Annotated in this window: 11 protein-coding genes and 6 pseudogenes; 9 read left to right on the forward strand and 8 right to left on the reverse strand. The window is 60.0% G+C overall.

Annotated elements, in window-relative coordinates:
* Positions 1-147 precede the first annotated feature (147 nt).
* The 5 genes and pseudogenes from HV770_RS34420 to rfaQ form a co-directional block, all read left to right on the forward strand.
* Positions 148-858 (forward strand): annotated as a pseudogene (locus HV770_RS34420) (MlaA family lipoprotein); the annotation flags it as partial.
* A gap of 123 nt (positions 859-981) precedes the next feature.
* A complete protein-coding gene (locus HV770_RS34425) occupies positions 982-1,323 on the forward strand; it encodes a hypothetical protein (RefSeq protein WP_175165934.1) in 342 nt (113 codons plus the stop codon).
* 108 nt (positions 1,324-1,431) lie between these two features.
* Positions 1,432-2,308, forward strand: a pseudogene (locus HV770_RS34430) (lipid A biosynthesis lauroyl acyltransferase).
* Between the two features lie 17 nt (positions 2,309-2,325).
* On the forward strand, positions 2,326-3,195 hold the full coding sequence (locus tag HV770_RS34435) for a hypothetical protein (protein WP_175165935.1): 870 nt from the start codon (positions 2,326-2,328) through the stop codon (positions 3,193-3,195).
* 62 nt (positions 3,196-3,257) lie between these two features.
* Positions 3,258-4,463 carry a putative lipopolysaccharide heptosyltransferase III gene (gene rfaQ / locus HV770_RS34440; RefSeq protein WP_175165936.1) on the forward strand — a complete coding sequence of 402 codons (1,206 nt, stop codon included), beginning with the start codon at positions 3,258-3,260 and terminating at the stop codon, positions 4,461-4,463.
* A 624-nt stretch (positions 4,464-5,087) separates the two neighbouring features.
* On the opposite strand, the gene HV770_RS34445 is transcribed toward rfaQ, so the two are convergent.
* The 3 genes and pseudogenes from HV770_RS34445 to HV770_RS34455 all read right to left on the reverse strand — a co-directional run.
* On the reverse strand, positions 5,088-5,504 hold the full coding sequence (locus tag HV770_RS34445) for a hypothetical protein (protein ID WP_175165937.1): 417 nt from the start codon (positions 5,502-5,504) through the stop codon (positions 5,088-5,090).
* An 81-nt stretch (positions 5,505-5,585) separates the two neighbouring features.
* Positions 5,586-5,783 (reverse strand): HVO_A0114 family putative DNA-binding protein, encoded by a 198-nt coding sequence (locus tag HV770_RS34450; RefSeq protein ID WP_246291472.1) that lies wholly within the window; start codon positions 5,781-5,783, stop codon positions 5,586-5,588.
* Positions 5,784-5,797: 14 nt separating this feature from the next.
* Positions 5,798-6,218 (reverse strand): annotated as a pseudogene (locus HV770_RS34455) (IS3-like element ISBvi4 family transposase); the annotation flags it as partial.
* A gap of 488 nt (positions 6,219-6,706) precedes the next feature.
* Here HV770_RS34455 and HV770_RS34460 point away from each other — a divergent pair.
* Positions 6,707-7,861 (forward strand): annotated as a pseudogene (locus HV770_RS34460) (IS110 family RNA-guided transposase).
* A gap of 372 nt (positions 7,862-8,233) precedes the next feature.
* On the opposite strand, the gene HV770_RS34465 reads toward HV770_RS34460, so the two are convergent.
* The gene (locus HV770_RS34465; RefSeq protein WP_175165938.1) at positions 8,234-9,205 is read right to left on the reverse strand and encodes a GlxA family transcriptional regulator; all 972 of its coding nucleotides are present in this window, start codon (positions 9,203-9,205) and stop codon (positions 8,234-8,236) included.
* Between the two features lie 81 nt (positions 9,206-9,286).
* Here HV770_RS34465 and HV770_RS34470 point away from each other — a divergent pair, with 81 nt between their 5' ends.
* Together HV770_RS34470 and HV770_RS34475 are read left to right on the forward strand one after the other, a co-directional pair.
* Complete coding sequence (locus HV770_RS34470) at positions 9,287-9,994, forward strand: DJ-1/PfpI family protein (RefSeq protein ID WP_175165939.1); 708 nt, start codon at positions 9,287-9,289, stop codon at positions 9,992-9,994.
* Positions 9,995-10,156: 162 nt separating this feature from the next.
* Complete coding sequence (locus HV770_RS34475) at positions 10,157-11,323, forward strand: MFS transporter (protein ID WP_175165940.1); 1,167 nt, start codon at positions 10,157-10,159, stop codon at positions 11,321-11,323.
* 162 nt (positions 11,324-11,485) lie between these two features.
* Here the strand turns inward: HV770_RS34475 and HV770_RS34480 are convergent, their stop codons facing one another.
* The gene (locus HV770_RS34480) at positions 11,486-13,072 is read right to left on the reverse strand and encodes an EAL domain-containing protein (RefSeq protein ID WP_175165941.1); all 1,587 of its coding nucleotides are present in this window, start codon (positions 13,070-13,072) and stop codon (positions 11,486-11,488) included.
* A 169-nt stretch (positions 13,073-13,241) separates the two neighbouring features.
* Positions 13,242-14,114, reverse strand: a pseudogene (locus HV770_RS34485) (IS5 family transposase); the annotation flags it as partial.
* A 47-nt stretch (positions 14,115-14,161) separates the two neighbouring features.
* Between HV770_RS34485 and HV770_RS38300 the strand changes: the two are divergent.
* Positions 14,162-14,398 (forward strand): annotated as a pseudogene (locus tag HV770_RS38300) (ATP-binding protein); the annotation flags it as partial.
* A gap of 914 nt (positions 14,399-15,312) precedes the next feature.
* Here HV770_RS38300 and HV770_RS34495 read toward each other — a convergent pair.
* Together HV770_RS34495 and HV770_RS34500 are read right to left on the reverse strand one after the other, a co-directional pair.
* Positions 15,313-16,341, reverse strand: a complete 1,029-nt coding sequence (locus HV770_RS34495; protein ID WP_175165943.1) for a cyclase family protein — start codon at positions 16,339-16,341, stop codon at positions 15,313-15,315.
* Positions 16,342-16,427: 86 nt separating this feature from the next.
* Positions 16,428-17,642: a citrate synthase family protein gene (locus HV770_RS34500; RefSeq protein WP_175165944.1), complete on the reverse strand. Its 1,215-nt coding sequence runs from the start codon at positions 17,640-17,642 to the stop codon at positions 16,428-16,430.
* Between the last annotated feature and the right edge of the window lie 59 nt (positions 17,643-17,701).

Genomic DNA, 17,701 nt, shown 5'->3' on the forward strand with positions numbered 1-17,701 from the left:
TCGTATGCCGATCGAGCCTGCATCCGGAGATCCGGCAGTAAGTGGTGAGTAAGTCGGCCAGCCCGATCATGGAATCGACGAACAGCCGCGACACTCCAGCGCGGCATCGCCGGCCCTGTTCTCAATCCTTCTGCCGGGAGACTCTGGATGAAAAGCCGTGACCTGCAAGCCTGCGCACTCATTGCCGCGACACTCGTCTTATGCGGCTGCGCAACGCATTCTGAGCGCACCGCCGGCGACCCGCTCGAACCAATGAACCGGGCGATCTACTCGTTCAACGACAGGCTGGACAAGTACGTCGCCAGGCCAACGGCGACCGCCTATCAGAAGATGACGCCGGCGCCAGTGCAAACCGCGGTGCGGAACTTCTTTTCCAACCTCGGCGATATCGGCAACTTCGCCAACGACGCGCTGCAGTTGAAGGTGACGGACGCGACGGAAGATGCGATGCGCTTTGCGTTCAATTCCACATTGGGCATTGGCGGCCTGATCGACTGGGCAACGCCGGCGGGGCTACCCAGACATCATCAGGATTTCGGCCTGACGCTTGCGCGCTACGGCGTACCGATCGGGCCGTATCTGGTGCTGCCAGTGTTCGGTCCGAGCAGCGTGCGCGACGTGAGCGACGTCCCCGTCAACGGTCTGCTCAATCCATTCTCGGCGGCATCGCTGCCCGTCCAGGCGGCGGTGGGCGGCACTCACCTCATCAGCAACCGTGCCGATCTGCTGGGCGCTTCGAATCTGCTCTCGCAAGCGGCGCTCGACGAGTATTCGTTCACGCGCAATCTTTATCTGCAAAGGCGGCGCGCGCCTTCATCGAAACCGGGCGACGCCGCCACACTCCCCGATTATGGCGACACCGCATCTCGGTAGCCTTGGGGCCCGCGCAAAGACGGCCGGCGCAGTGCGCCGGTAAGTGTCGGGTAAGCCATGCACGCTCAGCATGACGGTCATGTCCATCCGGCGGTGAACCCGCGTGTCATGAAACTCACCACTGCAACAGCGCTGCGCGCAAACATCGTGCTCCTCTCGGTTTCCACTGGGATAGCCATCATCCCCTGCCTGAGCCTTGACTTGCTGTTCGGCCTGCCCGACAGCGGTACGCCCACGTTGCCCTTTCAGGGTGGCACCTTTGCCGTGGCGCTTCTGATCATGCTGTTGCTGCGATGGTGGGCGCGGCGAGCGTTCGATGCTGCCGTAGCGGCACGCAAGGTCGAAATGGGTGAAAAACCCGGGGTTAAAGCACTGATTGCCGATGATTGCCGCCGTGCGTGGCTGGTCCAGTTGCACCTCGAACTGCATGGTCGTCAATGTGGCGACTGATTTTGCCTGGCGAACCAGCGGTAGCACCCATTCTTCACAACTCGCGCTGCCCCATGCTCCGGAACCCGATACGAGGGGCGCCGGACAGCCCATTACACGGAAACAACCATGAAAACGCTCGGGTATTGTCTGCTCGTCGGTCTGCTGCGGCTCCTGTCGGTCCTGCCGTACCCGCTGGTTGCCCGCGCCGGCAGCGGTCTCGGCGCCGCGCTGTATCTGATACCAAGCCCTCGCAAATACGTGGCGCTCGTCAACCTGCGGCTGTGTTTTCCGCTGAAGACCGAACCTGAGCGCGAGCGTCTTGCGCGCGCGCATTTCCAGCATGTCGTGCGCAGCTATCTGGAGCGAGGGTTTCAGTGGTTCGGGAGCGCCCGCGCGATTGACCGGATGGTCGAGATGGACAGCCGCATCGACCTCCACGATCCGCACGCCGCACCGACGATTTTCATGGGGTTCCACTTCGTCGGCATCGAGGTGGGTTGCATGCTGTATTCCTCTCAACTGCCCGTCGCGGGCGCTCTACACGCGCATGTCGAATACGCGCGTCTGCGAGCTCGCAAAACGTCAGCGTGGAAGGTTCGGCGCGAACATGATCGAGCGTAGTTCGAGCGCGAAACACATCGTGAAGCTCCTGCGCTCAGGCACTCCAGTAATGCTGGCGGCGGACATGGACCATGGCACGTCGGGTTCCGTGTTTGCCGCGCTGTTCGACGTGCCGGCCTGTACGCTCACCTCCGTATCACGTCTCGCAAAACTCGGTGGCGCGCGCGTCGTGCCCTTCGTAACCGAGGTGTTGCCGGAATTTCGGGGCTACAGGCTCACCATCTTTGAGCCGCTTGAAAACTATCCTACGGACAGCGAGTCGCACGACGCACGCACGATGAATGCCTTCCTTGAGCAGCAAATCCTACGCTTTCCCGAGCAGTATTACTGGGTGCACAGGCGTTTCAAACATCGTCCGGCAGGTATGCCGGCAGTCTATTGAAATCCAGGGGTCATGTCATGAAAGTCGCCGTATGCCTGACGACGTTTAACCGCATCGACTGTGCGCGCATCTCGATGGAGATCATCAAGTTGAACTGGCAACAAACGTGGCCGGTGGTACATGCATGTTCTCACGCCACTTACGAACCCTATCTGGAAGATCTGCTCCTGCGACGGCCACCACGACCCTTGACGACAGGGGCACTCGACCTGCTTGTGGCTTCGATCCAAAGCGCGGTTGAACGTTTCGATCCCGACTTCGTTGTGCACCTTGAAGCAGATACCTGGATCATGGACCAACAGGTCATCATCCAATATCTGCACAAGTTGCGGGCCGATCCAGACGCGGTGATCGCGGCCTCTTCCTGCAGCGACGATCGCGCACCTGCATGGAAACACTCCCAGGAATTGGGCAAACGGGCGCGCCATGCGCTTGCGCGCATCTTGAGGCCACTGGGTTTCGGATATGGCATCCGCCAGACCCGGACCATTTCCACGCAGTTCTTCGTCGCGAAAGTAACGCCTGTGTTCATGCAGATGATCACAGAACTCCGTGCTCGCGAGGATGATTTCCTCGAAAAGGTGCTGTATTCAAAGGTCGTCCGGCGTTTCGGAGCGAAAGCAATTGTGGGGATGCCTGAGCGGGAACCCGTTCATCCGGGATTCCGCAATACCTGTGAAGCACTGAGCCTGTACTGCCAGCATTGGCCAAGTAGCGAGGATGCGCCGTCGCTCGATAAAGAACCGCTCATCGATCCCGCCGACCGGCCTCAGGGGAAAAAAGAGAGTCTCGCGGCAGCGCGATTCGCGCTGCAGGGCCCTTACATGCAACGGCTGCTGGAGAGTGCCGATTTGCGATACTACAACGGCGATGCGCAACGGTCATGAGCATGCACCTGAGAAAGCCGCAACCGCCATCCTCTCGTACAGATCCACCCAGCAAGCCGTACATGGACACACTGTTCCGTGAGACGCCCCCTCCCCGCTCGATACTCGTGATCTGTACGGGCCGCATCGGCGACGTGTTGCTTGGCACGCCTGCAGTGCGCTCGCTAAAAGCGCACTGGCCCGACGTGCAAATCGATATGCTGGTATTCGACGGTACCGGCGGGGTGCTGGAAAACAATCCTGACCTCCGGGGTGTGGTCTCCATCGCGCCACGCGCCAGACAGGTAGAGCGCTTTGCCGAGGCCCGCAAACTTTGGCGCCGTTACGATCTCGCCTGCTCACTGCGCACGTCCAGCCTCGCCAGCTTCCTTTGCTGGATGGCAGGGAACAGGCGGATTGGCATTGTTGCTTCCGCTCGCAAAACCTGGATCAAAAGGTTAGTACTAAACCGCTTTGTGGTCGATCGCGATGACAGCCTGCACGTGGTCCAAAGCGGTTTATCGCTTATGAGCCTGCTTGGGATCACGCCCTGCTTCAACATCGTCCCGCCAGCCATGTCCAATCGCCCGGAGCAGCTCGCACAACTCAATCTGCTTCTCGGGTCCGCAGCCGGTCAGCCCTACGTTGTCGTGCACGTGTATCCGCGCTACGCGTACAAGATGTGGCATGCCGAAGGCTGGGTCGCGCTCGTCGAATTCCTGCATGCGCACGGCTATGCGATTGTTCTGACAGGCGGACCAGCGAAAGACGAAGTGGCGTATGCGTGCGAGATCGGAGAGCGGGCGGGAGGTGACATCATCAATCTGGTGGGAAAGCTAAGCCTCGCTGCAACCGCCGAAGTGATTCGACGCGCGAAGCTCTTCGTCGGTCCTGACACGTCCGCCACGCATATCGCGGCGGCTACCGGCACCCCGACCCTCGCCCTGTTCGGTCCATCGAATCCGGTTCGCTGGGGACCGTGGCCGAAGGACTGGACCGACAGCAGTCCCTGGCTGATATCCGGTTCGGGGCGACGCGGCAACGTCTATCTGCTTCAGGGTGCTGGCGCCTGCGTACCCTGCAAGCTGGAAGGCTGTGACGCCCACATTCACAGTCGGAGCGATTGCCTGCTGAAGCTCGGCGCCGATCGCGTAATCGATGCGACGACAGAATTGCTGGGCATTGCACCTGACCACAAACGCCGAATTCCAATCGTCGCGCGCTCCTTCGCTGGCGCGCGCCTCGGAATGGCAAACGTGGATGACCGCGCGGTGTCAATCGAATCCTGATTTCTTTCTGGAGCTTACCTGATGAGCGTCCTTCGTTTTGCCGCACCGCTGGTCCTATTCGTTGCCGCGTGTTCACCCGCGTGGTCCTACGCCAGCGTTCAGCCGGTGCAAGTCGTAGAGTCCGATACGCTCACGCCCAACCAGGCCACTGTATCTGGCCCGAGAAATGCTGCGCAGCCTGCGGATAGGCCAGTGCTTAGTATCGGGGTAAGTGATCCCAACACGCAGTTGTTCCTTCCGCGGCTCCTCACCGATATCATCAATGCGGTCAATTCGCGGGCGTCTGCCAACGACTTTCTGCGCAACGTGAGGCACGACATGTAGCCCCTCTGTTTCTATGGCCGTTCGATATCCATCAGTTAGCCAAAATCGCAATGCCTCGGGCTGCACCTCAGTGCCGGAGCCATAGTTGCTGGCCACGGCCTGACCGGCGCACAGCAATCCTGTCGAGCGCAAGCGACATGCTGATGTTTCTACGCCGTAAGTTATTCACCTGCCCCCTCATGAGCTAATTGCCGATCGCAATGTCCGAAGCACCCCCGACCGTGTTGGAACGTCGGCGTCTGCCAGTCAGCGCCGAACAATGCAATTGTTACTTGCCGGGAACGGCATAGCACGTCACGCCTAGCCATGGACCATCTCGCGCAAACCCGCGGCTCTCGCGGCTGAGAAGTCCATTGCGATCTGGCCGCGCACAACTCTGCCGAACGCAATTGGCATCTCTCGAATGGGGAGCCGCTGGTCAGCAAAGCGCACGAAGAACGAGTCCTCAAATTCGTCGTCATGCCTTCGCATCCTGCGGTACTTGGCAACGTCCGGCCACAGAGAATCGGCCGCCAGTGGCCACCAGCCGGTTGCCGGAATGATCACGGATACATCCACCCTGCGAGGCGAGCCATTGAACATGCGTGTTAGCGTGAGTCGTCCGTCCTCGAATGAAAAGCACAGGTAGCCGTCATCTCTCTCGTCTTTGGTGCACAGCAATCTGAGCGCCTTGACGAAATCATCTCTACCCAGCTCGAGCCGGTATTCGCGTTCCATGCATCGTCTTTTGGTGCTCAGAATGAAGAAGCCCGCGATGCCGGTCGGCGCGTCGCGGGCTTGATGCTGCGTAGGGTGGCGTTACGCGAACGACATTTCCAGGCTGATGCTGGCATAGTTGGCCCGTGGTGCAACCTCGCGGCCGTCGCCTTTCTCGAAGCGCACCTGGCCGTACCGCTCCATCGTCTTAAGCGTGCGCGACAGGTTGGATTTCTCTCGTCCGGACGTCCCTGCAAGCTCCGACAACGATGACGGGTTTGTCTTCGCGATCAGTGGCAACTTGCGTTTCTGCCGCAGCGTAGTCCAAGCTTTTTGCGTAGCCTTTTTATGCGATGAACACCGAGCCGCACGCCGTGCTCGTCAAGATGCTTCGGCAAGCGTTCGGGCCCGAAGCTCTCACGTGTACGCTGATGCGCCGCGAGCACTTCGGCCTCCAGTCTCGGCTCCTGCTGTGCCCGCAAAGACGGCGAGCGCTTGCGCCACGCGTAATAGCCGCTCGCGGAAACACCCAGCAGCCGACACATCGGCGGCACCGGATATTCCTGTCGCATCTGTTCGATCACACTGTACTTCACCGCGACTCCCTCGCAAAGTACGTCGCGAATTCCTGAGAAACTCCTTTCCTTCCGATACGCCAACGCCCTCGGTCATTGCAAGCTTCACCGCCTCTTCACGGAATTCCTTCGTGTAGACGGCTTTGGGGATTCGGTTCATGTATGCCTCCATTCCTCAATTTTACGAAATGTTGGCTTCCACTTTTTCCAGCCGGCCTCATTCCTGACAGCCCCGCCGCTGCGGTTGCCAGGAGCAGCTGGCTCACCAGCTGCACCGGTGGCAACAGTTTAGAACCCGTGGGTGAAGCGGCAGGCCTGTCCTTTTCGACAGGCCTGCCGTGCGATGGCAAACCCATCGCGTGACAGATCTGCAGTAAGTCCGACTTGTTCCTTTCGCCATACCACCGGACCTAAACAGCCTGACATCGTACAGACCTTCGGACGCGCGCCTTTCCTTGGTACAAATTTTCCGGCGTGGATATCCTCTACAAATATTGATATGCACACCCTTCTCATGCCATTCTTATCACGACAGACCGCATCCTTACTCTTACCACGTTTATAACGTGAGATCCTATGAACAGGCGGATCGTCGACACCCCTGATACGTAAAATCAGGGCGTCGATTCCAGTTCAAAGGAGAACATCATGCGCACAGATCTGTCATCCGCGACCGACCGCGATGAACTGCTGCTGGCGGTATCGATCGAGCTGGGCACAGCAAAGTGGAAGGTCGCGCTGCACGACGGCCAGCGCGAAAAGCCAGCTATCCACACAGTGGCAGACGCGCGCGCTGCTGGCCGTCTGCAGGCGGTGCTGGACCTGATCGACGCGCACAAGCAAAAATGGTCACTGCCTGCGGATGTGCGCGTGGCAGTGAGCTACGAGGCCGGCCAGGACGCGTTCTGGATCTATCGTGCACTGCAGGCGCTCGGCATCGAACGTTATGTGATCGATGCCGCGAGCATTCCCGTCGAACGCCACAAGCGGTGCGCAAAAACCGACCGGCTGGATGCAATCAAGCTGGTGACCAACCTGCGGGCATGGTTGCGCGGCGAACGGGACCGGATGCACGTCGTGCGTGTGCCTTCAATGCAAGACGAAGCGTCACGCCAGATGATGCGCGACCGCGGATAACTGCAAAAGGAAGTGCTGCAACACCGCGACCGCATACGCAAACTGCTGATCACGCTCGGATGCTGGGACGATGTCGATCATCGGGGCTTCGCCGGTCGCCTCGCACGTGGCGAGGTGAAGTGTTACGACGGCACACCGCTGCCGCCAGAACTGCGTGAGCGGCTGCTACGCGAATGCGAACGGCTGGCACTCGTCGAACTGCAATTTGCAGCGCTTGAGAAAACGCGCCACACGAATCTGCCGGCGGCCGCACACAAACGGATCGAAGACCTGTCGAGGCTAAAGGGTGTGGGACCGGTCGGCGCGTCGCGCCTCGCGCTCGAACTGTTCTGGCGGACATTCCACAACCGCCGTGAGGTCGGTGCGTGCGTTGGCCTCGTACCGCAACCGTACGATAGCGGTGAGAGCCGGCTGGATCAGGGGATCAGCAAGCAAGGCAACCGGCGCGTGCGCGCGCTGTTGACCGAGCTGGCATGGTCATGGCTGCGCTACCAACCCGGCAGTGCGCTGACACAGTGGTTCCACCAGCGCACTCAGGGAACGCAACTGAATCGCCGCTCCCGACGCATTGCGATCGTCGCCGTTGCGCGACGTCTCGCCATTTCGCTGTGGCGCAACCTGAAGGATGGCGTGATACCCGAGGGGGCACAACTGAAGTCGGCATGAGTTAAGGGGGTAACAACGTCACCAGCGGAAGACGCGAAACACGATGTATGGACGGTTTGAAGTGAACATGCCCGTGGGGTGCCCGGGTTACTGACGTGACCGATTCTTGAGATGGGGCATGCTCCCGGAAAAATTCCGGCGCAACGCGCATACAGGATGAGGCTGGCTACCCGCCAGCGGATAGAAGGTGGTGAGACGTTGGATCTCACGAGCGCGACGATCGGCTTCAGACCTGTGACTTAGCGCTGATTTGCAGCAGTGATTGCCTTCCTATGGCGGAGGCGGGAGAGTAATTCATCGACGATTCGCAACCCGCCTCGCAAAACACCTTGACAACTTCCTGCTCATAGAAGGCACCCCGAGCGCGAAGGATCATATTTTTTCGTTGAAGCGGTATCGCCACTGCGTCGGCCCAATCGCGAAGTTCCTGACGAACGCATTTCTCAACCGCTCCTCACGGCCAAAGCCAGTGCGCCGAGCGACTTCCGATAGCGACAACGTGGTGGCCGTCAGCAGCGATTGTGCCCGTTCGAGGCGCAATCCTTCAAGCGCCTTGCCGGGAGTCATTCCCATCTTTTCGGTGAAATGCCGAATGAAGGTGCGCGGCGACATGCCGGCTTCGTCGGCGAGATCGGTGACCTTCAGCGACTTGTGCAAATTCTTGTTGATCCAGTCAAAAAGTGGCCCAAAACTATCGGCGGTTTGCAAAGCGAGCGGCGTGCTGAATTGCGCCTGCCCTCCCGAGCGCCGCATATAGACCACCAGTCGGCGCGCGGTTCGGGTCGCCAATGCACTCCCCAGGTCGGCCTCAACCATAGCCAGCGCAAGATCGATGCCGGCAGTGACGCCCGCCGAGGTCCAGATCCGGTCATCCCGCACCCAGATCGGATCGGGCTGCACCTGAACTCCGGGGAATTCCCGGGATAGCTCCGCACACGCACGCCAGTGCGTGGCCGCATTGCGCCCTTCGAGCAGCCCGGCCTGAGCCAGTAAAAAGGCTCCGGTGCAAACCGAACAGACCCGCTCGGCGCGTTCGGCCAGTTTCTTTACCTGAAGAACGATCTCCGGTGACTTGCGTGCCGCATGCACGCCCGGGCCGCCGGGTATGACGAGCGTGTCGAACCGCGCCCCTTTCGGAAGGGGTTCCGTGAGCACTGTCATTCCGCTTTGCAACCGGATGGGACTGCCGCCAACGGAAACGATGCTGCATCGATAGCAATTTCCCATCGCTTCTTCGCTAGCGGTGTCAAAGGTCTGGAGCGGGCCCGACACGTCGATCGGTTGTGCCCCTTCGTACACGAAGATCACGATCCGACGCGGGCCAGGTTTGCAGATTTTGGTCATTGGCAAAAAATACGCTATTTCTGTCCTTTTTGCCAATCAAGTCGCTGGTCTAATGCGGTCACTACCCGGAGGAACTCACTCATGACGCAACAACGCGAAAAAAAAGTCGCAGGCCTGCTGCTCTTTCCCAACATGACGCAACTGGATCTCACGGGTCCGCTGGAAGTGCTCGGCCGGCTGCCAAGCTGGCGCGTGGAGATCGTTGCGCCGACCCTAGCGCCCGTACGCACCGACAAGGGTCTCGTCATTCAACCCGACGCCTGTTTTAAAACGGCTTCGATATACGAATTATTTGTAGTGCCTGGCGGTCCCGGAACGGACGATGCAATACTCGACCCGGAAATCGTCGATTTCGTTCGCGATCGATCGAATGCCGCTGCATACATCTTCGGTATTTGCACCGGGTCGCTGCTGCTCGGCGCAGCGGGCCTGCTGCGCGGCCGCCGTTCGGGCGGCCACTGGCAAGCCCGCGATTTGCTGAGTCAGTTCGGTGCGATCCCGTGCGACGACCGTCTGACGATCGACGGCAACATCTACACGTCGGGCGGCGTCACTGCCGGAATCGACATGGCATTGCGTGTCGCGGCGGAAGTGGCGAGCGAGGAGGTCGCGCAGCAGATTCAATTGCAGATCGAATATGACCCCGAGCCCCCGTTCAAGGCCGGGACGCCGTTCGTCGCACCGCCGGAGATCGTCAAGCGGGCGCTGGCCGCGACCGCCGAGCGCCGCGCGATTCGCGTTGCGGCTGTGGAAACAGCCGCGAAGCGGCTCGAGACTCTGCTCGATTGACGCGGGTGCCGTCAATGGGGAACTCATCTTCGTTGCTGGGCGAATGCGTAGCCGCCGCTTGCCAAAACACATCGGGAATACTTCCATGCAGCTAGATATTGAAGGTACGGCAGCGTCGACCGCTCGCACACTCATCACACTGAATCTCTCGCTGATCGCGGCATGCGAGTTCCTGTTCACGGCGACGCTCGCCGCGGCAACACGTTGCTGGGCGTCGTCGGGAAAACGTTGACGAGCAACGTGCATCTTGTGACCGCGCCTTATGCGGTCATGACGTTGCTCGCGGCGTTGACGACGATTGGCGCTTCCGCGTTGATGCGCCGCGTCGGGCGGCCCCAGGGCTTCGTCGTTGGCGCATTTGCCGCGATTCTCGGCGGCACGCTTGCCATGTGGGCGCTTTGGCTGCACAGCTTCTGGACGTTCTGCGCGGCGTTCGGACTAATCGGCGTTTATGAGGCGTTTGCGCAGTACTACCGCTTTGCCGCTGCCGAAGTGGTCACTCATAGCAGCTTCGCGCTCAAAAGCAACGGGATTTCCGTTGTCCTTGTCGGCAGTTTTGGCGCTGCGGTATGCGGTCCGTGGATTGCGGCGAAAGTTCGCAACCTGGTGCCCGCGCTGCCTTATGCAGGTTCTTTCCTGTCAATCGCGTTGATGGGCGTTTTATCGCTGCTTCTGGTGGCGGCCCTGAAATTTCCGCATGGGGCGACGCAAACACCCATGGTCCGACCAAAAACCCGAACAGATCTTTTCGTGCTGTTGCGGCGCCCGGAGATCGTGGTGGCGATCACCTGCGCGACGATCGGTTATACCGTCATGGCCGCGATGATGATAACGGCGCCTTTGGCCATTATCGGCTATGGCGGCTCAGTGTCGGTGGCGGCGATCATCATGCAGTTTCACGTCGCCGGTATGTATGCGCCATCCTTCTTTACCGGCAAGATCATCGGCAAATATGGCACGCGCCCCACGGTGCTGGCGGGATGTCTACTACAGCTCGTTGCCTCGCTGATCGCGTCTTACGGCGAGATGGTTCCTGCTTTTGCCGCTGCGTTATTACTTTGCGGCATTGGTTGGAATCTCATGTACGTAGGCAGTACGGTAATGCTGACGCATTCGTGTAGCGATGAAGAACGAGCAACGGTCCAGGGCGCGAATGAATTCATCATGTTTTCATTCGTGACGGCAGGCTCCTTTGCGATCGCAACCGCGCTGAATCGATATGGATGGCACGGGATCCAGATAATTCTGGCGGCGACTCTGTTGATTGCTGCGGGTGTCACGCTGCGCTACCGCTGGTCTTATGGACAGCATGATAAAGGCGGACAATAGAACCGGAGATGGTGAATAAGAATCAGACGATGCGGTGGTTTGAAACGATCTGCTCAAGTGACCGATGACCGTTCGACCGGCACGCCTACCGAGGACTGGTTGCCGGCACCCTTGATGAACTCGCCTTCGCAGCAGCCGGTTCAACAGCAGGCCGTACTAGCGTCACGTCGTCGGTGACGCGAGCTGCTCCGCCCTCACCGGCCTTTGATAAAGATATCCTTGGGCGAATGGCACCCCCGCCGCCAGCAAAGCCTGATGCTGGGCTTCGGTCTCGACGCCTTCCGCTATGACCTGCAATCCGAAGTGCTTCGCGACAGACACGATGCCTGAAATCAGGTCGGCTCCGCCCGCATTGGCCTGATTCACAAACTGCCGGTCAATTTTCACAAAATCGAACTGAAACCGGCCGAGCAGTTCAAGGTTGCTGTGGTGGGTGCCAAAATCGTCGATGGCAAAACTGACTCCCTTTGCCCTGAGCGTCTTGAATGTGATAGCCGTGCGCACGCTTTCGCCAAGCAGAAATCGTTCGGTCAGCTCGAGTACGAGACTGACTCCTGGTGGCAGGCCGTCGCTCACGGATTCTACCTGTGCGACGAAGCCCTTCCGCTCCAGGTCACCCGGAGCGACATTCACAGCGATTCGTAGCGGAATCGCGGGGGGTCGCCGACTCATTTCGGCGACTGCCGTCCGCAGCACGAACTCCGTGACCGGCGCGAGCATTTCGCTCGACTCGACTTCAGCTATGAACGAAGCCGGACTTATTGCGCCCCATTTCGGGTGATGCCAGCGCAACAACGCCTCGACGCCAACCGGTTCGCGGCTGGTAGTCTCGATAATCGGCTGATAGACGACATGAAACTCTTCACGCCGCAGCGCTTGGCGAACCGCGTTCAGCAGAAGTCGGCGCGGTGCGAACGCGAGCAGGTAGACCGCTGCATTCAGGCTGTCGATCAATAGTCCGATAGCCAGGCCTGCCAGTCTATACTTCCAGTGCATGCCTGAGATGAAAGCACCGGAGGACGACACCAGAATGGCAAACGGCCGTGCACGAGATGCGACGCGCGTCGTGTACGTAGCCTGCGGCGCAGCAGCTGGCAAGAATGTCCCATGATCGTTCAGAAGCCCCGCACCCGTCACCGACATCGCCGCCGTCTGCGCACCATATCGGACACCGTGCGCGAGCGCGTCTGCGAGATAATCACCCTCAACGATGGACAGTACGCCCGCACCTGCGGCTGTCCTGTCAAACATTACGAGCACGGGAGCGCCAGGCTGGTACCGTGTCTGCGCGAGAAGGCCTATCCTGTCGCCACCGCCAGTCGAGAACGGGTAGGCCAACAGGGGAACGTCGATCGGTCCGAGCGCGGAAGAGCAGTAAAGATGGCCGTCTGATACGAGCGCGACTGCCCGTACATAACGCAGCTGCGTCTGCAACTCTGCCAGCGAAGCCCTCGCTTGCCTGCACGATTTGCCGGCGAGCGCCGCGAGCTCGGTCCGGCGCCGCGAGCTGACGCTGTCCAGAATCCGGTCAATCGATGCAACCAGATCATCGCCAATCAGCTCCTCTCGGCCGGTTATCGCAACGTTCGCCAGGTGTTCGCCCAACATCAGGGCAACGAGCATGACCGACACGCCGCAAACGACGCAGAGGAACAGTAACAATCGCGGCACCTTTCCCTGGAAGACGTTGGCGGACTGCGCTTGACTCGCTAGTGTGGACTTGGTTGTAGCCCCGGTGGTATCAGACATGGCGTATCTAAATTAGAAAGCGCGGAGTGCCCGGAATCCGCATAACGACCGCGAAGAGTCCGTGTATGAACATCGCAAGGTAAATATACCGGGCTGGCCGGACGTTCACCGAACCGCATCAGACGTATGCCTCGCCCGGCCTGTCGCCGAGCGCTATCTCGCCGGAATCGGCCACCTTCACGCCGAATTCGTACGGCTTGCGTGCCTTGCCCTTGGCCAGACACTCGACTTCTGGCGCATGCAGTGCGTAAAGCTTGTTTTTGTCCTTCTGCTTCTGCGTGAGAATGCGCTTCGTGCGGCCAATCAGATCTTCCAAAGCCGCTCGACTTTGCTGAGCGACGCCGTCCAGCTGCCGCTCGATGTCACGCATCACGCGCCCCACGCGCGAGCGCAACGTGCGCGGCGCTTTCTTCATCCGCTTGTACTGCTTCGCATGCGCATAGCGGCCGATCTGGCCCGCCAGACGCGGCGCTTCTCGGTTGTAGTTCTGCCGAAGCTTCAGCCCGTGCTGGGCCGCAGCCTTCACCAGATGTTCCCTGCAACGTTCGAGCAGGCGCAAATCGGTGGGATGCGCTATCGCCTTCTCCATCACCGTCGTATCGACTATCACCCGCTTCAGGCTCGAAGTCTTGATCACGTTGGCACCTTTGGCCGCTTCGATCGTCTCGGCCAGCAGCTCTTCAATGCCGGCTTCGCCCATCCGCTTGCGCCAGCGCGTCATGCTCGACGGATCGATCGGCGGCTTCGTCTGCAAGTACGTCTCGCCGGTGAACACCTGCCAATACGGGTTCTCCAGCCATTGCCAGACGACCTCCTCGTCCGACAGGTCGAAGGCGTGCTGCAAGTGCAGCAGCCCTGCGATCAAACGCGGCGACGTCGCCGGTCGGCCACGATGCGACACGAAACTCGCGCTCTTCGCCGTGCTAAACCGATCCCAGTCGATCAGATCGGCCAGGCCAACCAACGGATGCTTCAAGTTGAACTGCTCGCGCAGCGGTTGGCGGAAAAAATCTCCCTCTGTCACCGGCGTCTTCGGACCCATCCACACTCGTCAGGATTTGCAGGATTCACGCGTGAATATGCCGCGCGTCGTCTCTGCCCGTAATCCTACAGACTTGCCGGACGTTCGCTGACGACGCAACGCTTACCGCGGCGCTCCTCGACCGGCTGCTTCATCACGCCCGCGTCGTGCCGATCTCCGGCGACTCGTACAGGCTGAAGGAAAAACGTCAGGCCGGCATGATCAACCGCGTGCCACCGCCGCATCTAAACGACGCGGACGACGTTAGACGCAAACGCAATTCGAAGGAAACAGCACTCAGCTAATAACCGTATCCGCAGGTGTATCAAATTTAAATTGCGTTTGCGTCCGAAGCTGTATCAACTTGAGATTGCGTTTGACATTGTCATGCAGGGGCGTGGAATTCGAGATCCGAGTCCGCGGACAATCGTTCTTGTGCGGTGCTCGACAAATCGTGCATGAACGCAATTGCCAGCACGTCAGACAGTTCTATGCAGTGTGATCGGCGCGACACCTGGCACTCGGGCTCTCCTATTGCGTCGCGGGCCGGTCCTCGGTGGAAATACGCACCAGTCACCGTTTTCGTGGTGGAAAAAGAAAGCAATCGTCAAGGCGTTCGATGGTCGGTGCACCTCGACGAATCGCACACCGTTGGCTGTGCGCCCGAACCGAGTAACCCGTAGCGGTGTCGCTGTGCTTGGCGCGAGCCATCTCTCAACGAGCATACGTAATGATCTTGTTTCGGTGTTCATGCTCATCCCATGATCTCTTCAGGGATACCTGAAGCAAGAAAGACCTGACCGTCTCCCTGCATTGGGTCGGGTGAATGGTTGGTGTGCCCCGATCTACGAAGCTTGTCCTGCATCACGACCCGCACTGGACAGACGGATTTTGAGCGAGAGCGTCGAGTGCACGATTGCCATCGTGATGTGCATCAACCTCCTGAGCGAACGTGACTTTGCTGTATGCGAGAACCTTGAAACCGCCGCCTGCGACGCGCGGGATTGCAATGCCCCAATGCCATCCCCCATCCTGTTCGAAGACGTGCAGCGTCAGGTGCGGCGCCGACGTTTGGGACGTAACCATACATGCTCTCCTTTCACAACTATGGTACTCAGCCGGAGAGAGGTTCCCAGCCCCACTGATTCAGCCTTCAGTGCTCGCCGAAACCCTACAAGCCTATTGCAAAGAACGGGCCTGCGGGCGCGCTCATAGGCTTCTAAACTGTAGCGACCGGGGTGACCGGTGAGCCAGCTGCTCCTGGCAACCGCAGCGGCGGGGCTGTAAGCAGGAACCTGTTGCGACCATGCTCGCGCAGCCACCGATTCAGGGGCGAGAGTAACCATTGCTCTCCGAGCGGTACTCCCAACTTGAACAGGCAATGTTCGTGAATGGTGCTCGCAGCACCCGGTGATGGCGGAAGAATCTCAACAGCACGATTGTCCGAAATGAGGGCGACGACACCGGAGTCCGTGATCCATTGCAGCAGTCGAGAGTCGGATCCATCGAGCCCCGCGCAACTGTTGTGCAGTCGCCAGGGGTCCGGTGCCCGGTTCATCTCGAGCAGCAATTCGTCAAAACCCGTGCACAAACACAGCATGTCTCCGGGTTCGACCTCCGCCCCGTCGTCATCAAAAATCCGCATGAGTTCGTCATAGCCAACGCGGTGGTGTTCGCGGCCAAAACGCTCGAACAAGTCGACCATCACGCCGCGCCCTTGCACGCATGTCGCAGCCATCGTGTCGATGCCTAGCGGTCCGGCGCTGACGCCTTCATGAAGCGCCCATTCCTCGGCGTCCTCCCGCGGCGGTGGTGTCACAATATGTTCGCCACCGCGCCATCCGTTGTAGTAGACGACCTCGGCGACGCCGTCACAGTCCGCATCAAACTCGGCGCCAACGTGTGCAAGGCTGTCCCATTGGGTCGAGTATTGCGTGGAGAGCAGCACCGCGTCGTCGCAGACAACCGACCGCCGCCCGGTGCCCGGCACAAGTCGCGCGTGGTTGTGAAAGCACTGGCCGCCATGCATCGCACCGAACAGCCGGGGCGGGTGTCGCCGGGGATTGGCGACATCGCCTCCGGGATAGTCAAGCGGCAGGCTCAAGCAAAACGTGATGCCATCTTGTGCTTCCGCAAGGCCCTGTCTGACCTTTTCGGGTGTCAGAAGATTCAGCCTGCCGATCTGATCGTCGTCACCGAAGTCGCCCCAGTTCGACCCTTCCGGCCGACGCACCCACCGCTTGCTCATGCTGTCTCCCTGAACCCGAGTTTTCGCTGAACATACAGTTCTCGGGAGGAGAGTGTCAATATCGACTGACAGTGTCGACATAAGAATCAGGCTGGCAAAACCCCGTTGTAGTTGACCTTCCAGCGTACTAGGGGCATCTCGTTTTGCTGCTCCCACGCATGCGCCACCCAACCGGCAATACGTCCTAGCCGCACCAGATTCGCGTCCGGCTCGGCGCCGATGCGGCGGTTTACATAGGCAGCCAGCAGGGCGAAATCCGGTTGCTGGCCCGTAAGATCAATGGCGAGGTCGATGGCGCGCTCGAAGCGTGCGAAGTTTCGGTCGGTAGCCAACAGAACTCGCAACGAGGCCCACAACGCCGCCGAACGTGGGTCTGGCGCATTGAATGGCGAGTAGCCAAACCCAGGAATGTCTTCGCTCTCTCGCACGCGAATCCTGACTGGCTCGGTCGTATCCAGCGCGTTGTCGATTTCGGCCAGGAACCGGGAAAACGCACCGACGCGAACAGCCGGCAAGCGTTTGCCCGTGGCGGCCGAGAGGCCAGCAATCACGCACCGATAGGGCGTTGCGCCGGTGCTGGCAGCCGCGCGAGCGACGTAGGTTGCGGGATGCAAAGCCTGATCGGCCGAAAGAACGAGCACCCTGCGTACGGCATCCTCAAGTTTCGGCCCGCATTTTGTCGTCGCACCAATGTAGCGATGCAGCGGCAGCGTGGCCGGAGACGACTGTCCCAGCGTCCAGGCTGCGAACCAGCGCAACACGTCTGCCCCGGAGCGAAGAAAGCCATGCTTACCGAGGTCGTGCGCGCGAGGATTAGCTCCCTCGATCGCGGGAAGCAGCATGATGGCGCGGTCCAGCGCACTATAGCCCGCACAGGCTTTGAGCAGCGCATCACTCTGCGGGGGGAGCGCGGTCGCAAGGCCTTCAAAGGGATCGAAGTCGCCAGCATCCCACAGCAGCCGGGCAACGTCCTCCAGGGTGGCCTTCTCTGCCAGATCGATGGCACTCACACCGCGATAGAAGGAACCCGCCTCCGTCATCAAGGTGATAGCCGACGAACCCGTCAGACCCGGCGCGGTGTCGCGTGCCAAAGCAGGCGCTATCCCCGACCTGATCTGTTCAATATCCGAGCGCAGGTACCGGCTGACCCGGCTGCCCCGAGTCTTGTGCGCACGGATGTTCTTGCGGCTGACATAGGTGTAGAGCGTGGGCACGCTGACATTCAGCGCGCTCGCGGCTTCCTCGGCCGTCATATAAAGGCCATCGCTGGAGCCCAGCGGTACGGGGGTGGTGCTTGTCATGGGGGTGTGAAGGTCGAGTCGATATATCGACAATTATCATCGAGATTGACGGACGATGC

It is taken from the genome of Paraburkholderia fynbosensis (genome assembly GCF_902859935.1).
Lineage (GTDB): Bacteria > Pseudomonadota > Gammaproteobacteria > Burkholderiales > Burkholderiaceae > Paraburkholderia > Paraburkholderia fynbosensis.